This is a genomic window from Rhodanobacter sp. C06 (genome assembly GCF_002001105.1).
Classification (GTDB): Bacteria; Pseudomonadota; Gammaproteobacteria; order Xanthomonadales; family Rhodanobacteraceae; genus Rhodanobacter_A.
On record NZ_MUNP01000073.1, the window covers coordinates 21,148 to 42,460 of the forward strand.

Consider the following 21,313-nt stretch of genomic DNA (forward strand, 5'->3'; position numbering starts at 1 on the left):
GCGACGACGGCCGCTTGCGCGGCCGTCGTCGTTGCCCTGTCTTGCGTCGCGCGATCCTTCCACCTCGGGGAAGGAGCCCAGCTGCCGGGCGGGGCCCGGGTGGTGCCGTGTGCGCAACACCCTGGCCTTGGGTGCCCCGGCAGCCGCTGCCGGCCGACCTTCCCTGCATGACCTTTCCGGCCAGCACACCGATGCCAGCGGTCAACGCCATGGCCAAGGCGCCCCACGGCACGACACGCATCGCCGGTTTCAATGCCTTGGCGCCGCCGGTCGTGGCACCGGCCACCCGAGCAGCGCGAGGCACAGGATTGAACCCGTCGCCACCGCCGGCACCAGTCGGGAATCCGGTGCCGCCAGCACCAGCGGCCGTGGCGCAGCGGCGCCGACGGGGAAGGTCGCCGCCGAGGTGAACGCGGCCTGCACCGGGCGTGCGGCCGTGAACTCGGAAATGCCCGGTTCGTCCCGCGCATGAGCGCTGAGGGTATCGTGGGCCATGAGCTGTTCCGCCACCTGCCGCGCCCGCTCCGTCGTCAATCCACGCGCGGCGTAGATCTGGGCCAGCTCCTTCGCCTCCGACTCCGGGCCTTCCGCCACTCGCGGCGCTCGCGCGCCACGTCGGCATGCCCGGTGTCCGACTGCGAGCTCACCGACACCTACTCGCCCGTCGCCATGGACATGGCGCCGGCGATCCAGCCCGCCACGCCGGCGAGCAGCACGGCGTGCCTGCCCGATGCGGCAGCAGCCATGCCGAGCACCAGGCTGGCGGTGGAAATGATGCCGTCGTTGGCGCCCAGCACCGCCGCACGCAACCAGCGTGCCCGGCTCGCCCGATGCGACTCGCGGCGCAGGCGGCTCACGTCCCGCCGCCGCCCGTCATCCGCTTCAGGATGCCGTCCTTGAGGACGTAGTGATGGACCAGCGCAACCGTGGCATGCAGGCCAGCCAGAATCACGATGGTCCAGCCGACAATGTCGTGCAGGTCGCCGAAGCTGTGCGCCAGCGGTCCGTTCCTGACGGTGGCGAAGCGCAGCGGGAACAGCCCGAAGAACTGGAAGGTTTCGGCCTGCGCCCAGCGCCAGGCGAAACCGAGGATCACCTGCACTGCCAGCAGCAGGTAGAGCAGGTAGTGCATCGCCGTGGCCGCCTTGCCTTGCAGCCCCTCCGCAGCCATCGGCAACCGCCTGCCGCGGGTGGCGCGCCACGCCAGCCGCAGCAACAACACCGCGGCGAGCACGATGCCCAGCGAGATGTGCAGGGAATGCATCTGCGTGCGCGTGGCGCGGGGCAGAAAGTCCCAGAGCATGGCCAGCACAAAAAGCACGAGCACCAGCAGCGCGGTGAGCCAGTGCAGGACGATGGTAGTGCGGTCGTAGCGGATCGCCGCAGCTCGCGCGGCAACGGTGGATGACGTCTGCATCATGGGCCTGCGCGCTCGTTGATTCACTGGCACAACTGGTCTTGCGGCATCCGGGGCAGGTACGGCAAAACCGGTCCGGTGATGCCGGCAAGCCGCCGGCAGACCGCAAGGCCGGGCGGAGCACGCATGCTAGCTGCGGAAACTGTGGCATTTCTGAGCCGCAAGCGCCGCGTCCCGGAGCAGAATCGGCAGTCGCATGCGACAACGGCCGCTTGCGCGGCCGTTGAAGGCTATGTTGCGGGTAGCTGTCAATCCACGTCGAGGAACGAGCGCAGCTGTTCGGAGCGGCTGGGGTGGCGCAGCTTGCGCAGCGCCTTGGCCTCGATCTGGCGGATGCGCTCGCGGGTGACGTCGAACTGCTTGCCGACTTCTTCCAGCGTGTGGTCGGTGTTCATGTCGATGCCGAAGCGCATGCGCAGCACCTTGGCCTCGCGCGGGGTGAGGCCGGCGAGCACGTCGCGCACGGTTTCCATCAGGCCGGTCTCGGTGGCCGAGTCGATCGGCGAGGAGGCGTTGCTGTCCTCGATGAAGTCGCCGAGGTGGGAATCCTCGTCGTCGCCGATCGGGGTTTCCATGGAGATCGGTTCCTTCGCGATCTTCAGCACCTTGCGGATCTTGTCCTCGGGCATGTCCATTTCCTTGGCCAGCTCCTCCGGCGTGGCCTCGCGGCCGTACTGCTGGAGCATCTGGCGGGAAATGCGGTTGAGCTTGTTGATCGTCTCGATCATGTGCACCGGGATGCGGATGGTGCGCGCCTGGTCGGCGATCGAACGGGTGATCGCCTGGCGGATCCACCACGTGGCGTAGGTCGAGAACTTGTAGCCGCGGCGGTATTCGAACTTGTCCACCGCCTTCATCAGGCCGATGTTGCCTTCCTGGATCAGGTCGAGGAACTGCAGGCCGCGGTTGGTGTACTTCTTGGCAATCGAGATCACCAGGCGCAGGTTCGCCTCGACCATTTCCTTCTTGGCGCGGCGAGCCTTGGCCTCGCCACTGGCCATGGCTCGATTGATTTCCTTGATGTCGGTGAGCGGCAGGAACAGCTTCTGTTCGATCGCGGCCAGCTTCTCCTGCTCGGCGTCGATCGCCTCGCGGTGGGTCTTGACGTTGGGCGACCACTTCTGGCGCTTGCGGCCCAGCTCGGCGGCCCACTCGACATTGCCCTCGTTGCTGGGAAAGGCCTTCAGGAACTCGGCCTTGGGCATCTTCACGTGCTTGACGAAGATGTCCATCAGCACGCGCTCGTGGTGGCGGATGTCGCCCACCACCTCGCGCAGCTTGCGCACGAAGCCGTCGATCAGCGCGCTGGGCAGCTTGAGCTTGAGGAACTCCTCGGCCATCTGGTCGCGCAGCTTGACGATCTTCTTGTCGGTGATGCTGGTGGCCTTGGGGGCCGCCTTCTGGAACTTGGCGTAATGGTCGCGCAGCAGTTCCATGCGGCGCTTGACCTCCTCCGGATCGGGGCCGCTGGCCACGGCCTCCTCGTCCTCGGAATCGGCCTCCTCGTCTTCCTCGTCGCCCTCGCCCTCCTCACCGTTCTCGGCGGCGGCGGCGGCGGCCTCCTCGGCCTCGATGCGCGCGGCGTCGGCGGCGGCTTCCAGGTCGAGGAAGCCGGCGAGGATCTCGGACAGGCGACGCTTGCCGTCCAGGTGCTGGTCGTACTCTTCCAGCAACAGCTCGATGGTCAGCGGGAAGCTGGCCAGTGCCTGCTGCACCTGGGCCAGGCCTTCCTCGATGCGCTTGGCGATCGCGATCTCGCCCTCGCGGGTGAGCAGCTCGACCGTGCCCATCTCGCGCATGTACATGCGCACCGGGTCGGTGGTGCGGCCCACCTCGGCGTCCACGGCGGAGAGCAGGGCGACGGCTTCCTCGGCGGCGGCCTCGTCGTCGCCGGTCGCGCCGGGCGCGTTGTCGGCCAGCGGGTCGGCGTCCGGCGCGGCATCGTGCACCTCGATGCCGACGCCCTTGAGCACCGCCATGATGTCCTCGATCTGCTCCGCGTCGACGATGTCGTCGGGCAGGTGATCGTTGATCTCGGCGTAGGTGAGGTAACCCTGCTCAAGGCCCTTGGCGATCAGCGCCTTGATTTCGGACTGTTGCTCGTGGACTTTGTTGTTCATTCACCGACCGCCGCAGGGTTCAAGAACCGGACATTATAGCGATGTGTTGCTTTTTTGACCAGTTTTCAAGGTGGAAATTTCGCCGGAACTGACAGCAAAAATCGCGCCATATCGCGGGTTTGCATGACAACTCCCGCGCCGGCCGTTCAGCCCGTGTCGAGCCGGAACGTCACCGGCCCGTCGTTGACCAGACTCACCACCATATGGGCGCCGAAGCGCCCGGTTTCCACTGCCGGATGCGCGGCACGGGCCAGTTCCAGCAGCCGTTCGAACCAGCGCCGGCCATGCTCGGGCGGCGCCGCGCCGGTGAAGCTGGGGCGCATGCCGGAACGGGTGTCGGCGGCCAGCGTGAACTGGCTCACCAGCAGCAGGCCGCCGCCGGTGTCGGCGAGCGAGCGGTTCATCTTGCCGGCGGCGTCGGAAAACACCCGGTAGCCGAGCAGGCGTTCCAGCATGCGCCGCGCCTGCGGCTCGCCGTCGTGCGGTTCCACCGCCACCAGGGCCAGCAAGCCGGGACCGATCGCTCCCACGGCCTCGCCTGCGACCTCGACACGGGCGGAGAGCACACGCTGGATCAAGGCGATCATGGCGACTCGGCGGCAGGCGAAGTGCGCAGCATAAGCGCGCCGCACGGCCGGTGGAAGGTGGTCGCATGACGATCCCGTACACTGCGCCGATGCGTGTCTACATGTACCTCCTTTACCTGCTGCTGCGCCTGCTCGCGCTGCTGCCGCTGCGCACGCTGCAGGCCGCCGGCGCGCTGCTGGGTCGCCTCGCGCTGTGGCGGCGCACCCGCACCGCGCACCACGTGGCGGTGAACCTGGCGATCGCCCGGCCCGGGCTGGACAAGGCCGCACGCGCCGCACTGCTGCGCGAGGCGCTGGCCGAGAGCGGCAAGTCGGCCACCGAGATCGTGAAGATCTGGGGCGGCGGTGCCGAAAGCGCGCTGCAGCTGGTGCGCGAGGTGCGCGGCGAGGCGCTGTTCGACGCGGCGCTGGCCGCGGGCAAGGGCGTGATCATCGCCGCGCCCCACCTGGGCTGCTGGGAACTGCTGAATTACTGGCTGTGCCGCAAGACGCCGATGGCGATCCTGTACCGCCCGCCGCGCATCGCCGCGGTGGAAGGCCTGCTGCGCAAGGTACGCGGCGCGCTGGCGCCGGAGCAGGTGCGCGCCGAGGGCGCGGGCGTGCGCACGCTGTACAAGCGGCTGGCTGCCGGCGGCACGGTGGGCATCCTGCCCGACCAGAAGCCGCGCGCCGGCGAAGGCGAATTCGCGCCGTTCTTCGGCCGCGACGCGCTGACCATGGTGCTGCTGCCGCGCCTCGCCGCGCGCACCGGTGCCACCGTGCTGTACGCCTTCGCCGAACGGCTGCCGCAGGGCGCCGGCTACCGCATCCACATCCTGCCCGCGCCGGATGGCTTGACCGACGCCGATCTCGGCGTGGCCTGCACTGCGCTCAATCGTGGCGTGGAAGTCTGCGTGGAACTGGCCTTCGCCCAGTACCAGTGGCAGTACAAGCGTTGGTCGGCCCACGACCGGCCCAGCCCGTACGACACCGAGAACCACGCGTAGGCGCGCACCCCCGGATCGAATCCGGGGGTGCGCTCCTGCAAAGACACTCGGGTTTTCGACGCGTCAGCCCAGCACCACGCGCACGACGTGCGCGGCGCCGTCATCGAGCAGCGCGACGGGCTCGCCGGCGGGCAGCGATTGGCCGTCCAGCTCCAGTGTCGCCACACCACGGCAAACGCCATGCGGGTTTTCCACGCGGATCGTGTAGCGGGTGCGGCCGCGGTGCCGGTAGTCGAGCTCGAAGCCGGGCCATGCTTTCGGTATGCAGGGGTCGATGCCCAACGCGTCGCCCTGCTTGCGGAAACCAAGGATGGCTTCCAGCCCCGCGCGGTACAGCCACGCGGCCGAACCGGTGTACCAGGTCCAGCCGCCGCGGCCGGCCAGCGCGCCCACCGAGTACACATCGGCGCAAGAGACGTAGGGCTCGACCTTGTAACGCGCCGCCGCGTCTGCATCATTGCTGTGACGGATCGGGTTGAAGAACCCGAACAACTCGCCGGCGCGGTCGCCGTCGCCCAACGCGGCCCAGGCGAAGATCGACCACACCGCGCCGTGGGTGTACTGGCCGCCATTCTCGCGCACACCGGCCGGGTAGCCCTTGATGTAGCCCGGATTCTCCGCATTGCCCTGATCGAACGGCGGCGTGAACAGGCGCGAGAGCCGGTGTTCGCGGTCGACCAGCTCGCGCTCGTTCGACGCCATCGCCTGCGCCGCGTGCGCCGCATCGGCGGCGCCCGCCAGCACGCTCCACGATTGCGCGATGGTGTCGATGCGGCAGGCGTCGCTGGTTTGCGTGCCCAGCGGCGCACCGTCGTCGTAATAGCCGCGGCGGTACCACGCGCCGTCCCAGGCCTGTTCCAACGCCGCGCGCATGGCCGTGGCGTACTCGCGCCAGGCCCTCGCGCGGGCGATCTCGCCGCGGCTTTCGGCCAAGGGCGCATAGGCTTCGATGCTGCGTATCAGGAACCAACCCATCCAGCTGCTTTCGCCGCGGCCGCCCGCACCCACGGCGTTCATGCCGTCGTTCCAGTCGCCGGTGCCCATCAGCGGCAGGCCGTGCTCCCCGCGGGTGAGCGCGCTGTCCAGCGCACGGGCGCAATGCTCGTGCAGGCTGGCCTTGTCGTTCGAACTGCCGGGCTGGAAATAGGCGTCGGTGGCGCCATCGGCAATGGCCTGCCCGGTGAGAAAGGGCAACGCCTCATCCAGCACCTTGGCATCGCCGCTGACCTCGACGTAGTGCGCGGCCACGTGCGCCAGCCACACGCGGTCGTCGCTGATGCGGGTGCGGATGCCCTGCCCGTTCGGCGGCAGCCACCAGTGCTGCACGTCGCCCTCGGCGAACTGGCGGCCGGCCGCACGCAGCAGGTGTTCGCGCGCCAAGTCGGGGCGGCTCACGCACAGCGCCATCACGTCCTGCAGCTGATCGCGGAAACCCCAGGCGCCGCTGGCCTGGTAGTAGGCGGTGCGCGCCCACAGCCGGCAGCCGGCCACTTGGTAGAGCAGCCAGTCGTTGAGCATGAGGTCCAGCGCGCGGTCGGGCGTGCGCACCTGCACCGCGTCGAGCAGGCCGCTCCACTGCGCGGCGATCGCGGCCAGCACGGCGTCGAGGTCGATCGCGCGGTATTTCGCCACCAGCGCCTGTGCACCGGCCTCGTCGGCGGCATCACCCAGCAGCCAGCGCAGTTCGAGTTCGGTATGCGGCGGCAGCTCGATGCGCAACTGCAGCGCGCCGCAAGGATCGAGCCCCGCGCCGAAGCGGTCGGGCAGCGGCGCATCGTCATGCAACGCAGCCGGACGATCCAGCGCGCCCAGCGGGCCGAGGAAGGCCGCGCGGTCGCCGCTCATCGATTGCTGGGCGCCACCGAGGTCGGCGAAGGCCACACGCTCGCCGAAATCCGGCCGCCAGCGATTGCGTGCGAACAGCGCGCCGGTTTTCTCGTCGGGCGCGGTCTGCACGAAGGGCGCGGGCACGGAGCCGTTCGGGCCCAAGGCCCACTCCACGTAGGCGGTCAGCGAGAGCCGTCGTGTGCGCGTGGAGCGATTGACCAGCCGCAGCCGCGCCAGCTTCAGCGAGTCGTCCACCGGCACGCATTGCACGAGCTCCAGCGCGATGCCGTGGGCGTCCGTCTCGAAGCGGCTCCAGCCCTTGCCATGGGTGGCCACGTACTTGGCACCGGCCACGCGGATCGGCAGCGCGGTGGCGCTCCACAGCGCACCGTTGTCCGCGTCGCGCAGGTACAGCACCTCGTGCGGGCTGTCGCTTACCGGGTCGTTCGGCCAGGGCGTCAGCGGGTTCTGCTGGCTGTTGATCGACCATGCGTAGCCGCCGCCCTCGGCCGAAACGAGGAAGCCGAACGCGGGATTCGCGAGCACGTTCACCCAGGGCTGCGGCGTGCAGCGGCCCGCGGCGAGCTCGATGCGATAGGCGCGGCCCTGGTCCACGAAGCCACCCAGGCCGTTCGAGTATTCCGGCGCCGCAGGAGCGGTGGCGTCGCGTGCCGCCACGGTGGCGCGCAACACCGGCGCAGGCACCGCGCGGGCCGGGGCGGCCACGCGATGGGGCGCCGCTTCGCCATCCAGCACCACGCGCGCCACGCTCAGCAGGCCGTCGCGCAGTTCGGCGCCGATCGCGCCTTCCTGCAGCGCGAACAGTTCGGCCTTGGGCAAGTTCTCGTCGGCTTTCAGTTGCGCCTGCTGTGCCTGCACCAGCGGAGCGAGCGCGGTCTGCACCGCGGCGCTGCCTGCATCGAGCAGCACCACGTCCATCGCGAAACGTTGCGCGCGCCACAGTTGCTGCGCACGCAGCAGCTCCTGCACGCGCGGCAGATCGGCTTCGCCGTGCAACCGCAGCAGCGCGATCGGGCGATCGCCGGAAATACCCGCGGCCCACAGCGTGGGCGCGCCGCCGCGGCCTTGCGCGATGGCCTCCGGTGCGGCGCGTTGCGCGGCATCGCTGAGCAGCAGCGCATCCAGCCAGTGCGCGGCGCGGTCGGCCTCCGCAACGTCGATGCCGAACTCGCGCAAGCGCGCCTGCGCCTGCTGCGCGGCGCCGTCGAACAGTCGCGCGGCAGCGTCCGCAGCACCCACCTGCGCGGCGAGCGCCAGCACGCCGTCGCGGCTGTCGGCCAGCCGCGTCCACAGCAGCACGGCGACCTCGCTGTCCGGCGCCAGCACGAAATGACGGCGCTGCGCGAACACCGGGTCGAGCACACAGCCCGTGACGCCACCCAGCGCGGTGCCCGGCTGCAGCAGCGCCTGCGCATGGCGCAGCGTGCGGCCGCGGCCGAGGAAGGCCATGCGGTCGGTCTCGAACTCCGGCACGCCGGCTTCGCCCCCAGGGATGCGCAACGCCTGCGCGGCCCAGATCGTGGCCTCGTCGTTCGAACGCTTGCGACGCGTGCCCAGCAGCAGGTCGCTTGCGGCGTCCCATTCGGTCCGCACGAACATCTTGGAGAACGCGGGATGCGCGTCGTCCGCGCCCGCCGGACCCAGCACCAGTTCGGCGTAGCTGGTGATCGAGAGACGCCGCACGCGGTCGCCGTGGTTGCTCAACGTGAGCCGGCGCAGCTCCACGTCCGCATCGGCGGCCACCGCGACCTCCAGCGTGCTGTGCAGGCTGTGGTGGCGGCGCCGGAACGTGGCGCGGCCGGGCTCGAACTGCATGGCGTCGTCGGGCGCGTCGTGACCGAGCGGCTGCCGCGTGGGCGACCATATTTCGCCGCTGTCTTCGTCGTGCAGCAGCAGCCAGCTGCCCCAACCGTCGACCACCGGATCCTCGCGCCAGCGCGTCACCACGAGGTCGAGCCAGCGGCTGAAGCCGGCGCCGTGGCGGTCGAGCATCACGGTGCTGCGGCCGTTGGAAAGCAGACAGTGTCGCGGCGTGGCGGCGATCATCGGCGGGATTTCAGGCGGGGAAGCGTCGAGCATGCGGGGCCGTGCGCATTCACGGCGTCAATGCAGCGCGGGCGGCACGCTGATCGACGAACATTCCACCACGTCCGCGCATGCCCACCATCACTCCGCACCCTCCGCTGGAATCCGGCCCGCAGCTGCAGCATCTGCAGAACAAGGCCTGGGCGTATTTCCAGTACGAGACGAATCCGCACAACGGCCTGGTGGCGGACAAGACCGCGCCCGACTGGCCCGCCAGCATCGCCGCCACCGGCATGGCGCTCACCGCGTACCCGGTGGCGGTGGAGCGCGGCCTGCTCAACGAACAAACCGCGATCGCGCGCACCCTGGCCACGCTGCGCTTCTTCCGCGACGGCGTGCAGGGCGAGGCGCCCGACGCCACCGGCCATCGCGGCTTCTACTACCACTTCCTCGACATCAAGACCGGCAAGCGCGCGTGGCAGTGCGAGCTGTCCACCGTGGACAGCGCCTTCCTGTTCGCCGGCATGCTCACCGCGGCGGCGTACTTCCGTGCCGACACGCCGGAGCAGCGCGAGATCCGCGAACTGGCCGACCTGCTGTACCGCCGCGCCGACTGGGCCTGGGCGCAGGCCGCGGACGGCACCATCGGCCACGGCTGGCGACCGGAGAGCGGTTTCATCCCGCACCGCTGGCAGGGCTACGACGAGGGCTTGCTGCTGTACACGCTGGCGCTGGGCTCGCCCACGCACGCGCTGCCGCCCGCCGCGTTCGCCGCCTGGGCTTCCACCTACGAGTGGAAGCATGCCTACGACCTCGACTTCCTGTACTGCGGGCCGCTGTTCACCCACCAGCTGTCTCACGTGTGGATCGACTTTCGCGGCATCCAGGACGCCTTCACGCGCGGCAAGGGCATCGACTACTTCGAGAACAGCCGCCGCGCCAGCCTGGTGCAACAGCGCTACGCGATCGACAACCCGCTGGGCCTCAAGGGCTACGCGGCCGAGTGCTGGGGCATCACCGCCAGCGACGGCCCCGGCGAAACCACCCGCCGGATCGACGGCGTCGAACGCCAGTTCTACGGCTACGCGGGTCGCGGCGCGCCGTGGGGCATCGACGACGGCACGCTGTCGCCGTGGGCGGTGGCGGCCTCGCTGCCGTTCGCGCCGGAGATCGTGCTGCCCACGCTGCACCACTTCATCCACACGCTGGCGCTGCACGACCGCCATCCCTACGGCTTCGAGGCCAGCTTCAACCCCAGCTGGGGCGGCGACACCGCCTGCGGCTGGATCTCGCCGTACTTCTTCGGCATCAACACCGGACCGATCCTGCTGATGATCGAGAACCAGCGCAGCGGCCTGCTGTGGAAGCTCTTGCGCGGCTGCCGGTATATCGTGGACGGTCTGCGTGCCGCCGGCTTCAGCGGCGGCTGGCTGGACACGCACGGCAAGCGGTCCTGAATCTCATGGCGGCGCGTCGCGCCGTCGGCAACCTTTCAATCAAGCGGAGCAATGCGATGGAACTGGGCATGGTCGGACTGGGCAAGATGGGCGCCTACATGGCGGAGCGACTGGTGCAGGGCGGCCACAAGGTCACCGGGTTCGACCCCAGCGCCGACGCGCGCAAGGCGGTGGCGGCCAAGGGCATCGCCGGCGCCGACTCGCTGGCGGCGCTGGTCCAGGCGCTGCCCGCGCCGCGCGTGCTGTGGCTGATGGTGCCCGCGGGCAAGGTCACCGACGATACCGTCAACGCGCTGCTGCCGCTGCTGGCCAAGGGCGACACCGTGATCGACGGCGGCAATTCCAATTACAAGGACACGCTGCGCCGCGCAGCGTTGTACGCCGAGCACGGCCTGGGCTACGTGGACTGCGGCACCAGTGGCGGCGTCTGGGGCCTCAAGGAGGGCTACAGCATGATGGTGGGCGGCGACGAAAAAACCGTAGCCGCGCTCAAGCCCATCTTCGAGACGCTGGCGCCCGCCGCGAACCAGGGCTGGGGCCGCGTCGGCCCGGTGGGCTCCGGCCACTTCACCAAGATGGTCCACAACGGCATCGAATACGGCCTGATGCAGGCCTACGCCGAGGGGTTCTCGATCCTCGGCCATAAGAAGGAATTCGGCCTCGACCTGCACCAGGTCGGCGAGATCTGGCGCTACGGCAGCGTGGTGCGCTCCTGGCTGCTCGACCTCACCACCGACGCGCTGGGCAAGAACCCCACGATGGACGGCGTCGCTCCCTACGTGGTCGATTCCGGCGAAGGCCGCTGGACCGTGGACGAGGCGATCGACCTCGACGTGCCCGCTCCCATCATCACCGCCTCGCTGATCGAGCGCCTGCGCTCGCGCGACACCGATTCGTTCTCCGACAAGCTGCTCGCGGCGATGCGCAACGAGTTCGGCGGGCATGCGATCAAGAGCGAGGCGAAGTAGGTCGCGATGGCATAGTGCAGCCAAGCCAGCCACCCATGATTCGGGCGGCTGGCTTCACCATCGAATTCGCCCCGTCCCCTTGGCGGCTTTCGCACCAGCAAGCCCGGTTCGCGCCGGGTCTGCTGAAGCCGTGTGGCATCACGTGCTTGCCTGCATGAGGCAAAGGCGCACGGCTGATGCGGATGAAGCGATCGTCAATGCCGCGCGGTGCGGGCAAATACCCGGTTCTTGTTGCCCGTCTGGTTCAGAATGTAATTGTTGTAATTGTATGGAGACAGCCTTCCCGAAATCAGGGTGGCGTAGTCCTTGAAATGCATGCGCAACGGCCGCAGCGACGCAACGTTATCGGGAATATCGCTACGGTTGAGGTAACCGCGATGATGCGTATCCAGGCTCTGGAAGCTGGGGAAACTCAACTGGCTGGTTGCTTGCACGTTCTGTGCGGAATGTGCCGCAGCAACGGGAGCCTGCGCATAGGCAGCGACGCCCCATCCGGACAGGATCAGCAACGAAAGCGCGACGAGCGAGCGGTTCTGTTTCATGCAGATCTCCTTGACCTTGAATCATGAAAGACGGCACGGGTGCCGAGGTGATTCTACACGTCGATTGTCATGATCGAATCAAGAACGTTGGCGCATGGCTCGTTCCACGAACGGCCGTAAGCCGCAGTCCCCAACCGCGGATTTCGCAAGATTTTCTGACGCACGCCGCGATGACCACTTGCCCACCATCACCCCGGATAAAACGGCCAGAACTTCGGGATCAGCCACATCGACAGCGTGCAGAACAGCGCGATCAGCGGGATGCCCACCTTCATGAAGTCGGTGAAGCGGTAGCCGCCGGCGTAATACACCATGGTGTTGGTGGGATAACCCACCGGAGTGGCGAACGAGGTGGCGGCGGCGAAGGCCACCGCCACCACGAACGGGCGCGGGTCGGCGTGCATGGCGTGGGCCACGCTGGCGGCGATGCCGACCATCAGCACCACCGAGGGGTTGTGGCCCATCAGCTCGGTGAGCAGGGCGGTAAGCAGATACACCATCACGAGCGCGGCCAGCGGGCCATGGTTGCCGATCAGATGGAGGCCCGCCTGCACCACTTCCTGCGACAAGCCGGTCTTCTCGATCGCGGTGCCCAGCGGCAGGATCGCGCCGAGCAGGATGATGATCTTCCAGTCCATGCCCTCGTAGACGTCCTTGCGGCCGAAGCAGCCGGTGAGCGCCATCGCCGCCGCGCCGCAGATCGCCGCCACCGGAATCGGCAGCCAGCGCAGGCCGGAGACCACCACCACGCTGGCCATGATCGCCGCGGCCACGATGGCCTTGCGCGACATGCGCCGCGCGTCGTCGCGCTCGCTGAGCACGATGAAGGCGTCGTCGCCGCGTAGCTGCGGCATGCTGCCCTCGTCCACCAGCACCAGCAGCACGTCGCCCACCGCGAGGCTGACATCGCTGAGCTTGTCGCGCAGCACCTGGCCGCGGCGGTGGATCGCCAGCACCACCGCGTCGGGGCGGCGGCCGAGGTCGGTCTCGGCCAGCCGGCGGCCTTCGGCGAGGCTGGCCGGCGCCACCATGATCTCGGCCAGCACGCGCGGATGGTCGGGATCGCGCACGTAACGGCTTTCCGGCACGTTGTGCAGATGGGCTCGACGCTGGAATTCCTCGATCTTCTCCCAGTCGCCGCGCACCAGCAGCACGTCGCCTTCCTCCATCTGCTGCGAACGCGGCGACCACATGCGCCGCTCGCCGCGCAGCAGCTCCAGCGGATACACGCCGTAGCGCTCGCCCAGCTGCGCCTCGCCGATGCTCTTGCCCAGCAGCGGCGAAGACTCGGTGAGCGCCAGCTCGGTGACGTACTTGCCGATCTCCACTTCCTCGATCTCGTCGGCGTCGATATGGCGCGGCAACAGCCAGCGCCCCACCAGCATCAGGTAGAGCATGCCGACCACGGCGAGGATCGCGCCCATGCCGGTGAACTCGAACACGCCGAACGCGGGCAGCCCCAGCTTCTGCGCCAACGAATCGGTAAGCAGGTTGGAGGAGGTGCCAATCAGGGTGCACACGCCCCCCATCTGCGCGGCGTAGGCCATCGGCATCAGCACCCGCGCCGGCGAGGTGCCGGTGCGCTGGCACACGCGCAACGCCAGCGGCAGGAAGGTGGCGACCAGGGCAATGTTCTTCACGAATGCCCCCAGCGGCGCGATCGCCAGCATCAGGGTGAGCGTGAGCAGCCAGGGCTTGCGGATGCGCATCAACAGCCGGCTCAGCGGCTCCAGCACGCCGGAGCGCTCGATGCCGATGGAGAGCGCGAACATCGCCGCCACCGTCACCGTGGCCTCGTTGCTGAAACCTGACAGCGCCTCGCTGGGGCTGACGATGCCCAGCACCACCAGCGCGGCCAGCACCAGCAACGCCACCAGATCGATGCGCAGCTTCTCGCTCGCGAACAGCGCCATCGCCACCGCGATCACGGCGACCACCGCCCAGGCCTGCCAGCTCATGCGGCGGCCCCGGCTGGCGCGGTCGGCGACGACGCCCCGCGTACTGTCTGCATCGGTCTCACCCTCGCGCCGGTCGCGGCATGCAAGCCGCATGCTACGCGACGGTGGCGCCGGCGCAAACCGCGCACGGTGCATTCACCCCGATCCGGGGCAGAATGCGCGGATGAACACGCCGCTTTCCCTCGAAGCCGCCGGCACGCGTCGCCAGCCCACCGTGGCGCTGGCGCTGGGTTCGGGCGGCGCCAAGGGGCTGGCGCACATCGGCGTGATCGAGGAGCTGGAGGCGCAGGGTTACCGCATCACCGCGATCGCCGGCAGCTCGATGGGCGCGCTGATCGGCGGCATCCACGCCACCGGCAAGCTCGACGTCTACCGCGACTGGGTCGGCGCGCTGGCGAAGCTCGACGTGCTGCGGCTGGTGGACTGGACGTTCTCCGGCGGTGGCTTGATCAAGGGCGAGAAGATCATCGGCACGCTGCGCGGGCTGATCGGCGACGCGCTGATCGAGGAGCTGCCGCTGGCGTTCACCGCGGTGGCGGTGGATATCGACCGTGGGCGCGAGGTGTGGCTGTCGCGCGGCCCACTGTTCGACGCGCTCCGCGCCTCGATCGCGATTCCCACCGTGTTCCGTCCGCATCACCTCGACGGCCGCCGGCTGGTGGACGGCGCCCTGCTCAACCCGGTGCCGGTGACGCCGCTGATCCGCGAGCCGGCGGACTACCTGATCGCGGTGAGCCTGGACGGCGCGGCCACCGGACCCGCGCCGCCGGCCGCCGGCGAGGAAACCGACGACGCGCCCGGCTACCGTCACCGCATCGGCGCCTTCATCGGCCGGCTGATGCCGCACGGCGGCAACGGCGACGTGCCGCGCGAGCCCGGCGCGCTCGAACTGCTCACCCAGGCGATGGACTTGATGCAGGCGAACATGGCGCGACTGCGCCTCGCCGCCTACGAGCCGGACCTGCTGATCCAGCTGCCGCGCAACATGGCCAGCCCCTACGAGTTCTACCGCGCCCGCGAACTGATCGAACTGGGCCGGCTGCAGGCGCGCGAGGCGCTGGCGCACTGGCCGCGTGGCGCCACGCCGTTGACGTGACCCGGCGCGGATCGCCCGCGGGAGCGCACCCTGTGCGCGAATGCTTTTGCTTCGATCAACGCCAGAGCTTTCGCGCACAGGGTGCGCTCCTACCCGTATCGGTAGCCGCCCCGCCTCAACGCGGCCCGTGCGTGTGCAGCCAGTTTTCCAGGTAGGCCTTCATCACCACCGCGTTGTTGTGTTCCTCGTCGCGGGCGCCGTAGAGCAGGGTGACGGGATGTTTCGCGGCCCGCTCGGCCAGCGGGCGCCAATGTTCGGCACGCTTGTCCAGTTCGCCCGCGTAGCGCTGGCGGAAGCCTTCCCACTTCGCCGGATCGTGGTCGAACCACTGGCGCAGCGCGGTGGACGGCGCCAGCTCCTTGGCCCACAGGTCCAGCGGCACGTCTTCCTTCTTCAGCCCGCGCGGCCACAGGCGGTCGATCAGCACGCGATAGCCGTCGGACTTCGCCGGCGGCTCGTAGACACGTTTCACGGCAATGCTCATCACGCAACTCCCTGCAGGGAATGCGTTCCAGCATACGCCCGCGCCATCGCGCGGGCGTGATGCAGATCAGAGCTCCTCGACCCGGGTGACCTTGCCACGGCGCATCAGCCAGGCCACGCCGCGCAGGTCGGCCAGGCCCACCCATAGCCGATCCAGCATGCCGTACTTGGACACGCCCGCGGTGCGCGGGCGGTGGCCCACCGGCACGCTGGTGCTCTGGAAGCCGGCGCGCTTCACCAGCGCCGGCAGGTAGCGGTGCATGTGGTCGAAGTAGGGCAGGCGCAGGAACACCTCGCGCTCGAACAGCTTCAGGCCGCAGCCGGTGTCAGGGGTGGCGTCCTTGAGCATGCGCGAGCGCACCGCGTTGGCGATCTTCGACGAGATGCGCTTGTTGAAGCTGTCGCGGCGCGTGGTGCGCCAGCCGGCGAACAGCTTCACCTCGGCCGCGGCAACGTCGCGCGCGGCGAGCAGTTTCGGGATGTCGGCGGGGTCGTTCTGGCCGTCGCCGTCCAGCGTGGCGATCCAGGTGCCGCGCGCCGCGCGCACGCCGTTCCACACCGCGGTGCTCTGGCCGCTGCGGGTGACGTGGTGCAGCACGCGCAATTCCGGATGCTGCGCCTTCTGTGCATCCAGCACGGCACGGCTGTCGTCGCTGGAATCGTCGTCGACGTAGACCACCTCGTAGTCCACCTTGCCGCGCAAGGCGGCGGCGATCTCGGCGAGCAGCGGCGGGATGTTGTCGCGCTCGTTGAACACGGGAACGACGACGGACAGTTGCGGCATGGGACAGGCCTTTCAGCGGAAACGGGCGCCACGGACGGCAGCGAATGCGCAGTTTAATGCCTGCCGGCGCCGACCGCCGGCACGGGACGCAAAACCCGCTGTAAGGAAATCCCGGGCCGCCGGGTCTCCTTCCGCAGCCGGAATCGTCCGGCCCCACGGGAGAGACCCATGCAAGCCCAGACCATCCTCAGCTCCGCCCTGCTCAGCCTGCTCGCCGCCGGCGCACTGGGCGCCGCCAGCACCGCCCATGCCGCCGACAAGATGGCCGCCAGCGCCACGCAGAAGTGTTACGGCGTCAACGCCGCGATGAAGAACGACTGCCAGTCCCCGGGTCATTCCTGCGCCGGGCAGGACAGCAAGGCGCGCGATCCGCAGGCCTTCGTGGCGGTGCCCACCGGCCTGTGCGGCAAGCTCGAGGGCGGTTCGCTGCAGGCCCATGCCGCCATGTCGCACGACGACATGATGAAGAAGAGCTGATAGCCGTGCCCCCGTCACGCCCCGTGCGTGCGCAGCCGATCCCGACCCAGGTCGGGATCGGGCTGCGGCCGGCGCACGTCGCTCACGTGCTGGAACACCGGCCTGCCGTGCCGTTCTTCGAGCTGCACAGCGAAAATCTCTTTTGCGCCGGCGGCGCGCTGTGGGATGCATTCGACGCGCTGCGCCGCGACTACCCGGTGAGCCTGCACGGCGTGGGCCTGTCGCTGGGTTCGGCCGATCCGCTCGACTCTGCCCACCTCGCCGCGCTGCGTGCACTGGTGGAACGCGCCGAGCCGGCGCTGGTCTCCGAGCACCTGTGCTGGGGCGCCGTAGCCGGGCGCCACTACAACGACCTGCTGCCCTTGCCCTGCACCGAAGAAGCGCTGGAGCTGATGGTGGCGCGCGTGGGTCAGCTGCAGGACGCACTGGGCCGCCGCGTGCTGGTGGAGAACGTCTCCAGCTACATCCATTTCACCCACTCGACGCTGCGCGAGTGGGAGTTCCTCGCCGCGCTCGCCGCACGCAGCGGCTGCGGCCTGCTGCTGGACGTCAACAACGTCTACGTCAACAGCGTGAACCACGGCTTCGACGCGCAGCGCTACATCGACGGCATCCCCGCCGCCGCGGTGGGCGAGCTGCACCTGGCCGGCTTCACCCGCAAGGAAGGGCTGGGCGGCCCGCTGCTGATCGACTCGCACAACTGCCGCGTCGATCCCGCCGTGTGGGCGCTGTACGACTACACGCTGGCGCGCATCGGCGCGCAACCCACCCTGATCGAATGGGACCAGGACCTGCCCGACTTCGCCGTGCTCGAAAACGAGGCGCGGCTCGCCACCGCCTGTCTCGACCAGTACGGCCTCGATGAGCAAGACGCCGATGAACACCATCCCGATGAGCACACCCATGTCGACCTCGCCGCCGTCGCTGGCTGAACTGCAGCGCGCGTTCGCCGGCGCCATCGTCGACGGCGCCGCGCCCACGCTGGAACCGTGGATCGCCGCGCGCGGCATCGCGCCCGCCGCCCGCCTGCGCATCTACCGCCACGCGAACCTCGCGATCCACGTCGATGCGCTGGCCACCAGCTACCCGGCACTGCAACGCCTGCTCGGCGCGGACTGCCTCGACGGCCTCGCCACCCGTCACGCCGCGTACCGCGGCAGCCGCAGCGGCAACCTGCAGGACTACGGCGCGGACTTCGCCGATTACCTCGCCGCGCAGCCGGAAACCGCGGCTTGGCCGTGGCTGGGCGACGTGGCACGACTGGAATGGCTGCGCCAGCAAGTCGCGCTGGCCGCGGACACCGCGCCCGCCGACGCCGATGTGTTGGTCGCCGCCCTCGCCGATCCACATGCCGCGCTGCACCTGCGGCCTTGCGTGCGCGTGCTGAGCTCGGCGTGGGCCGTGCTCGACCTGTGGCGCTACGCGCAGGCACCGGAAGACGGCGACGTCGAGCCCGCCGTACCGCAATCGGTGCTGCTGTGGCGCGAAGGCGGCCAGGTGGCGATGCGCGCGATCGCGCCCGCGCAAGCCGCGTTCGTGCGCGCGCTGCGGCACAAGGCATCGCTAACCCTGGCGCTCGCGGCCGCGCAGCTCATCGATGCGCAAGTCGCGCCCGAGACCCTGCTGCTTCCCCTGCTCGAACACGCGCTGCTCGCCGCGTGCCCCGTCACTTCTTGCTCCGAGGAACCGCCCGCATGAACGCTACCGTCGCCATCGCCCGCTGGTCGCGCCTCACCGCGCAACTCGCCGTGCTCACCCCGCTCGCCCTGCTGCTGTTCCGCCTGTTCGTGGCGATCGCGTTCTGGCGCGCCGGCGTGGTGAAGTGGGCCGACCCCACGGGCACCGCCTACCTGTTCGAGAACGAATACCACGTGCCCCTGCTCGCGCCAGCCGTCGCCGCCGCCCTGGGCATGTGGACCGAACTGGTGCTGCCGTGGTTCCTCGCGCTGGGCCTCGGCACCCGCGTGGTCGCCGCCGTGCTGTTCGTCTACAACATCATCTGCGTGATCTCGTATCCCGCACTGTGGCCCAACGGCTTCTGGACCGGCCTGATCGGCGGCGACTTCAACGACCACAAGGCGTGGGGGCTGATGCTGCTGGCCTTGGTGGCGCTGGGGGCGGGAAGGGTGTCGGTGGACGCGCTTCTACGGCGCGGATTGGCGCGATAGCGGTAGACGACGGCGCTGCCGCAGTGCGCCTGCCGCGCCTGCCGCGCCTCGAGCGCCATGACGTCTTGCGTCATATGACGCACTGCGTTATGGTCAAGCCATGATCCGGACGTTCGACGACAGGGAAGCCGAGAAGATCTGGCGCGGCGTGCCGTCTCGGCGACTGCCCACGGATATCCAGTCGGTCGCGCGTCGCAAGCTGCGCATGCTGAACAACGCTGCCACGCTGGACGATCTGCGCATACCGCCCGCGAACCGGCTCGAAGCCCTGAAAGGCGACCGCAAAGGCCAGCACAGCATCCGGATCAACGACCAATGGCGCATCTGCTTTCAATGGAAGGATGGTGATGCGATCGGCGTGGCGATCGTCGACTACCACTGAACAGCGAGCCAGCATGAAGACCCTGCCCAACATCCATCCCGGTGAAGTGCTGCTGGAGGAGTTCCTCGCCCCTCTGGGCATCAGCCAGAACGCCCTCGCCCGCGCCGCCGACGTGCCGCCACGCCGCATCAACGAGATCGTGCTCGGCAAGCGCGGCATCACCGCCGACACCGCCGTGCGCCTCGCCGCTGCGCTCGGCACCAGCGAACGCTTCTGGCTCGGCCTGCAGGCCGACTACGACCTCGAAGAAGCCCACCGCGCCCTCGGCGGGCAGATCACGCGCATCGAGCGGATTGCCGCGTGATCCGGCGCGCCTGGCGTCTGCCAACCACCGGTAGTGCCCCTGGTACCAACTTCGCCCCCTGACGAAAGTTCACTCTGACCCGGGTTTCGGTCTGAAACAGCGTGGCCGCTTACCTGCTTCAGGGCACCTCGGTATTCCCATGTGTATCCTCGCCAATCACATAGACCCGAACCCCTCTCTTCCTGAGTTCCTCAACGTCGCCCGGTTTCGCCGTTCGAACCGGATATACCCGGACGTTGTCGAGAAAGGTCTTTTTCATCTCAGCCACCTGCGTCTTCGCTCGGGCCTTCTGGTCTTCGGTCAATGAGATGGGGGTCCGGTCTACTACTTCGACGCCCAGGTGTTCCTGGAAGTAGTCGATGCTCGCACGTACCTGCTCCTCCAGCGCTGCACCACTGAAGCCGTTTCGCTCCAGCGTTTTGACCAGCATGACCTTGGCGGCAGTAGCACACGTTCTGATGCTATCTGCGACTTCCGAAAGCACATCCGGCGGAAATAGTGTTTTGCCACCGTCAAACAGATCGTTGTACTGGCATCCGCAAGCCGCATCGTGCCGAAAAGTGAAGATGTCTCCATCGATTTCTTCGAAGTCGGCTCCGAGCGGGACCAAGAGCGTGCACCCCTTTTGTTCGCCAGGTCGCGGCCACGCCTGCTTGCCAATCCATTCCAGATAGAACTCACGGTGTTTCCCCAACCCTTGCATGAGGCGCGGCACACCGACGCGATAAACCACCCCTTCCCCGTCCTCCATGGGATACCACGTCCCAGAGTCGTCTCGCCAGTTGGTGGCAAAGAACGCGGCTACGTCGGGGTCTTGGGTGAGATCCAGGCGCCCCGTTGGCAATTCATAGTGCTGCGCGAGCGCTTCCGAACTCACCACCAATCCCATCTTGCTTGAGAACTCGTACGCGGGATGCTCGGTGAGCGCCCACATGAACTCCTCCAGGCGAACGCCAGCCAAATAGGATTGTGCATGGTCGCGGCGCGGCAGTTGGTCCGGGTGGTTCACCTTTGGGAGGCCGCGAAAGACGCCGGGGACGCAAGGGGTATAGCGACGCGTCTGCCCCCGGTAGAGAAACGGCGACCAGAATGACGAGCCTTTGGACGGAATCAGTCGCCCTGCGCCACCGTCATTGACCCATTGATAACCGCTCTTCATGAACTGGGCATAGGGGTTTGCGGGCACCTCGGAGCGGAGATGCGCCATCACTTCATTCATGGAGTCGAAGTGCTTTACTTGCATGAACGCCCCTTCTCGTCGTCTAGGCCCCAAAACAGGTTAGCCCGTCTAAGGACGCAGAGCACCGCCAGCAGGGTGAGTGGGACCGGTTTTTAAAACGTCTGGCGCGAGTGCAACTGTTGGTGCTTGACGATTTTGCGCTGGAGCGCTGCTCGTCCGAGGAGACCTACTGTCTGTTTGAGTTGGTGGATGTCCGAAGGGACGCACGCCATGCATTGGACTCACTCGCACTGCCAGATGCCTGCGGTCACTCCTGGGAAATAGGCTTCCGCAAAGCTGACGCTCGCGACCGGCAGCTCAGGGTCGATAACGGCCACTTCCAGCGCGACCGCATCGCTCCCACGGCGGTCAACATGAGTTCGACGAGGATGACCGGAGAGATCCGGTCTCGCGGGTTAGACGCTTTGGCGTACTCCAAAACACCGGTCGCCCCTCAAGGCGCCAACCGCCCCAGCTCTGCCTCCACCCCGC

The 21,313-nt window shown here is 68.5% G+C and carries 20 protein-coding genes and 1 pseudogene; 11 read left to right on the forward strand and 10 right to left on the reverse strand.

What is annotated here, in order from left to right:
* Positions 1-181: 181 nt before the first annotated feature.
* The 4 genes and pseudogenes from B0E52_RS18655 to dtd form a co-directional block, all read right to left on the reverse strand.
* Positions 182-857 (reverse strand): annotated as a pseudogene (locus tag B0E52_RS18655) (VIT family protein); the annotation flags it as partial.
* Complete coding sequence (locus B0E52_RS18660; RefSeq protein WP_217316708.1) at positions 854-1,420, reverse strand: cytochrome b/b6 domain-containing protein; 567 nt, start codon at positions 1,418-1,420, stop codon at positions 854-856. The gene B0E52_RS18660 and the pseudogene B0E52_RS18655, both read right to left, overlap by 4 nt.
* Before the next feature lie 245 nt (positions 1,421-1,665).
* Positions 1,666-3,537 (reverse strand): RNA polymerase sigma factor RpoD, encoded by a 1,872-nt coding sequence (rpoD, locus tag B0E52_RS16155; protein WP_077485502.1) that lies wholly within the window; start codon positions 3,535-3,537, stop codon positions 1,666-1,668.
* Positions 3,538-3,683: 146 nt separating this feature from the next.
* Entirely contained in the window at positions 3,684-4,124 is a 441-nt protein-coding gene (dtd, locus tag B0E52_RS16160; protein WP_077485504.1) for a D-aminoacyl-tRNA deacylase, read from the reverse strand.
* An 89-nt stretch (positions 4,125-4,213) separates the two neighbouring features.
* On the opposite strand from dtd, the gene B0E52_RS16165 reads away from it, so the two are divergent.
* The gene (locus B0E52_RS16165) at positions 4,214-5,110 is read left to right on the forward strand and encodes a lipid A biosynthesis acyltransferase (protein ID WP_077485505.1); all 897 of its coding nucleotides are present in this window, start codon (positions 4,214-4,216) and stop codon (positions 5,108-5,110) included.
* Between the two features lie 63 nt (positions 5,111-5,173).
* Here the strand turns inward: B0E52_RS16165 and B0E52_RS16170 are convergent, their stop codons facing one another.
* The gene (locus B0E52_RS16170; RefSeq protein ID WP_254426842.1) at positions 5,174-9,037 is read right to left on the reverse strand and encodes a glycosyl transferase family 36; all 3,864 of its coding nucleotides are present in this window, start codon (positions 9,035-9,037) and stop codon (positions 5,174-5,176) included.
* Positions 9,038-9,114: 77 nt separating this feature from the next.
* Between B0E52_RS16170 and B0E52_RS16175 the strand changes: the two genes are divergently transcribed.
* Together B0E52_RS16175 and gnd are read left to right on the forward strand one after the other, a co-directional pair.
* Positions 9,115-10,440 (forward strand): glucoamylase family protein, encoded by a 1,326-nt coding sequence (locus B0E52_RS16175; RefSeq protein WP_077485509.1) that lies wholly within the window; start codon positions 9,115-9,117, stop codon positions 10,438-10,440.
* 56 nt (positions 10,441-10,496) lie between these two features.
* Positions 10,497-11,408 (forward strand): phosphogluconate dehydrogenase (NAD(+)-dependent, decarboxylating), encoded by a 912-nt coding sequence (gnd, locus tag B0E52_RS16180; RefSeq protein ID WP_077485531.1) that lies wholly within the window; start codon positions 10,497-10,499, stop codon positions 11,406-11,408.
* Between the two features lie 194 nt (positions 11,409-11,602).
* On the opposite strand, the gene B0E52_RS16185 is transcribed toward gnd, so the two are convergent.
* Positions 11,603-11,950, reverse strand: a complete 348-nt coding sequence (locus tag B0E52_RS16185) for a hypothetical protein (RefSeq protein ID WP_077485510.1) — start codon at positions 11,948-11,950, stop codon at positions 11,603-11,605.
* Positions 11,951-12,138: 188 nt separating this feature from the next.
* The gene (locus B0E52_RS16190; RefSeq protein ID WP_077485512.1) at positions 12,139-13,908 is read right to left on the reverse strand and encodes an SLC13 family permease; all 1,770 of its coding nucleotides are present in this window, start codon (positions 13,906-13,908) and stop codon (positions 12,139-12,141) included.
* A 163-nt stretch (positions 13,909-14,071) separates the two neighbouring features.
* Here B0E52_RS16190 and B0E52_RS16195 point away from each other — a divergent pair, with 163 nt between their 5' ends.
* On the forward strand, positions 14,072-15,004 hold the full coding sequence (locus B0E52_RS16195) for a patatin-like phospholipase family protein (protein ID WP_077485513.1): 933 nt from the start codon (positions 14,072-14,074) through the stop codon (positions 15,002-15,004).
* Between the two features lie 115 nt (positions 15,005-15,119).
* Here the strand turns inward: B0E52_RS16195 and B0E52_RS16200 are convergent, their stop codons facing one another.
* The gene (locus B0E52_RS16200) at positions 15,120-15,488 is read right to left on the reverse strand and encodes a DUF488 domain-containing protein (RefSeq protein WP_077485515.1); all 369 of its coding nucleotides are present in this window, start codon (positions 15,486-15,488) and stop codon (positions 15,120-15,122) included.
* 66 nt (positions 15,489-15,554) lie between these two features.
* On the reverse strand, positions 15,555-16,271 hold the full coding sequence (locus B0E52_RS16205) for a glycosyltransferase (RefSeq protein ID WP_077485516.1): 717 nt from the start codon (positions 16,269-16,271) through the stop codon (positions 15,555-15,557).
* Between the two features lie 168 nt (positions 16,272-16,439).
* Between B0E52_RS16205 and B0E52_RS16210 the strand changes: the two genes are divergently transcribed.
* From B0E52_RS16210 to B0E52_RS16235, 6 genes are all read left to right on the forward strand, one after another.
* The gene (locus tag B0E52_RS16210) at positions 16,440-16,748 is read left to right on the forward strand and encodes a DUF2282 domain-containing protein (protein ID WP_077485518.1); all 309 of its coding nucleotides are present in this window, start codon (positions 16,440-16,442) and stop codon (positions 16,746-16,748) included.
* 5 nt (positions 16,749-16,753) lie between these two features.
* The gene (locus B0E52_RS16215) at positions 16,754-17,680 is read left to right on the forward strand and encodes a DUF692 domain-containing protein (protein WP_254426843.1); all 927 of its coding nucleotides are present in this window, start codon (positions 16,754-16,756) and stop codon (positions 17,678-17,680) included.
* Positions 17,652-18,446 carry a DNA-binding domain-containing protein gene (locus B0E52_RS16220; protein ID WP_168174211.1) on the forward strand — a complete coding sequence of 265 codons (795 nt, stop codon included), beginning with the start codon at positions 17,652-17,654 and terminating at the stop codon, positions 18,444-18,446. The genes B0E52_RS16215 and B0E52_RS16220 overlap by 29 nt, the downstream gene beginning before the upstream one ends.
* Entirely contained in the window at positions 18,443-18,916 is a 474-nt protein-coding gene (locus tag B0E52_RS16225; protein WP_077485521.1) for a DoxX family protein, read from the forward strand. The genes B0E52_RS16220 and B0E52_RS16225 overlap by 4 nt, the downstream gene beginning before the upstream one ends.
* Positions 18,917-19,016: 100 nt before the next feature.
* Positions 19,017-19,298: a type II toxin-antitoxin system RelE/ParE family toxin gene (locus B0E52_RS16230; protein ID WP_077485522.1), complete on the forward strand. Its 282-nt coding sequence runs from the start codon at positions 19,017-19,019 to the stop codon at positions 19,296-19,298.
* Positions 19,299-19,311: 13 nt separating this feature from the next.
* The gene (locus B0E52_RS16235; protein ID WP_077485524.1) at positions 19,312-19,602 is read left to right on the forward strand and encodes a HigA family addiction module antitoxin; all 291 of its coding nucleotides are present in this window, start codon (positions 19,312-19,314) and stop codon (positions 19,600-19,602) included.
* 118 nt (positions 19,603-19,720) lie between these two features.
* Here B0E52_RS16235 and B0E52_RS16240 read toward each other — a convergent pair whose 3' ends face one another.
* A complete protein-coding gene (locus B0E52_RS16240) occupies positions 19,721-20,845 on the reverse strand; it encodes an FRG domain-containing protein (RefSeq protein WP_077485526.1) in 1,125 nt (374 codons plus the stop codon).
* A gap of 119 nt (positions 20,846-20,964) precedes the next feature.
* Here B0E52_RS16240 and B0E52_RS16245 point away from each other — a divergent pair.
* A partial coding sequence (locus B0E52_RS16245) for a hypothetical protein (protein ID WP_254426844.1) occupies positions 20,965-21,313 on the forward strand: 349 nt, incomplete at its 3' end.

What these genes read in the sequence shown, in the direction of transcription:
- B0E52_RS18660 (WP_217316708.1), bottom strand. Translation starts at nt 1,420, where the DNA reads ATGATGCAGACGTCATCCACCGTTGCCGCGCGAGCTGCGGCGATCCGC.
- rpoD (WP_077485502.1), bottom strand. Translation starts at nt 3,537, where the DNA reads ATGAACAACAAAGTCCACGAGCAACAGTCCGAAATCAAGGCGCTGATC.
- dtd (WP_077485504.1), bottom strand. Translation starts at nt 4,124, where the DNA reads ATGATCGCCTTGATCCAGCGTGTGCTCTCCGCCCGTGTCGAGGTCGCA.
- B0E52_RS16165 (WP_077485505.1), top strand. Translation starts at nt 4,214, where the DNA reads ATGCGTGTCTACATGTACCTCCTTTACCTGCTGCTGCGCCTGCTCGCG.
- B0E52_RS16170 (WP_254426842.1), bottom strand. Translation starts at nt 9,037, where the DNA reads ATGCTCGACGCTTCCCCGCCTGAAATCCCGCCGATGATCGCCGCCACG.
- B0E52_RS16175 (WP_077485509.1), top strand. Translation starts at nt 9,115, where the DNA reads ATGCCCACCATCACTCCGCACCCTCCGCTGGAATCCGGCCCGCAGCTG.
- gnd (WP_077485531.1), top strand. Translation starts at nt 10,497, where the DNA reads ATGGAACTGGGCATGGTCGGACTGGGCAAGATGGGCGCCTACATGGCG.
- B0E52_RS16185 (WP_077485510.1), bottom strand. Translation starts at nt 11,950, where the DNA reads ATGAAACAGAACCGCTCGCTCGTCGCGCTTTCGTTGCTGATCCTGTCC.
- B0E52_RS16190 (WP_077485512.1), bottom strand. Translation starts at nt 13,908, where the DNA reads ATGAGCTGGCAGGCCTGGGCGGTGGTCGCCGTGATCGCGGTGGCGATG.
- B0E52_RS16195 (WP_077485513.1), top strand. Translation starts at nt 14,072, where the DNA reads ATGAACACGCCGCTTTCCCTCGAAGCCGCCGGCACGCGTCGCCAGCCC.
- B0E52_RS16200 (WP_077485515.1), bottom strand. Translation starts at nt 15,488, where the DNA reads ATGAGCATTGCCGTGAAACGTGTCTACGAGCCGCCGGCGAAGTCCGAC.
- B0E52_RS16205 (WP_077485516.1), bottom strand. Translation starts at nt 16,271, where the DNA reads ATGCCGCAACTGTCCGTCGTCGTTCCCGTGTTCAACGAGCGCGACAAC.
- B0E52_RS16210 (WP_077485518.1), top strand. Translation starts at nt 16,440, where the DNA reads ATGCAAGCCCAGACCATCCTCAGCTCCGCCCTGCTCAGCCTGCTCGCC.
- B0E52_RS16220 (WP_168174211.1), top strand. Translation starts at nt 17,652, where the DNA reads ATGTCGACCTCGCCGCCGTCGCTGGCTGAACTGCAGCGCGCGTTCGCC.
- B0E52_RS16225 (WP_077485521.1), top strand. Translation starts at nt 18,443, where the DNA reads ATGAACGCTACCGTCGCCATCGCCCGCTGGTCGCGCCTCACCGCGCAA.
- B0E52_RS16230 (WP_077485522.1), top strand. Translation starts at nt 19,017, where the DNA reads ATGATCCGGACGTTCGACGACAGGGAAGCCGAGAAGATCTGGCGCGGC.
- B0E52_RS16235 (WP_077485524.1), top strand. Translation starts at nt 19,312, where the DNA reads ATGAAGACCCTGCCCAACATCCATCCCGGTGAAGTGCTGCTGGAGGAG.
- B0E52_RS16240 (WP_077485526.1), bottom strand. Translation starts at nt 20,845, where the DNA reads ATGCAAGTAAAGCACTTCGACTCCATGAATGAAGTGATGGCGCATCTC.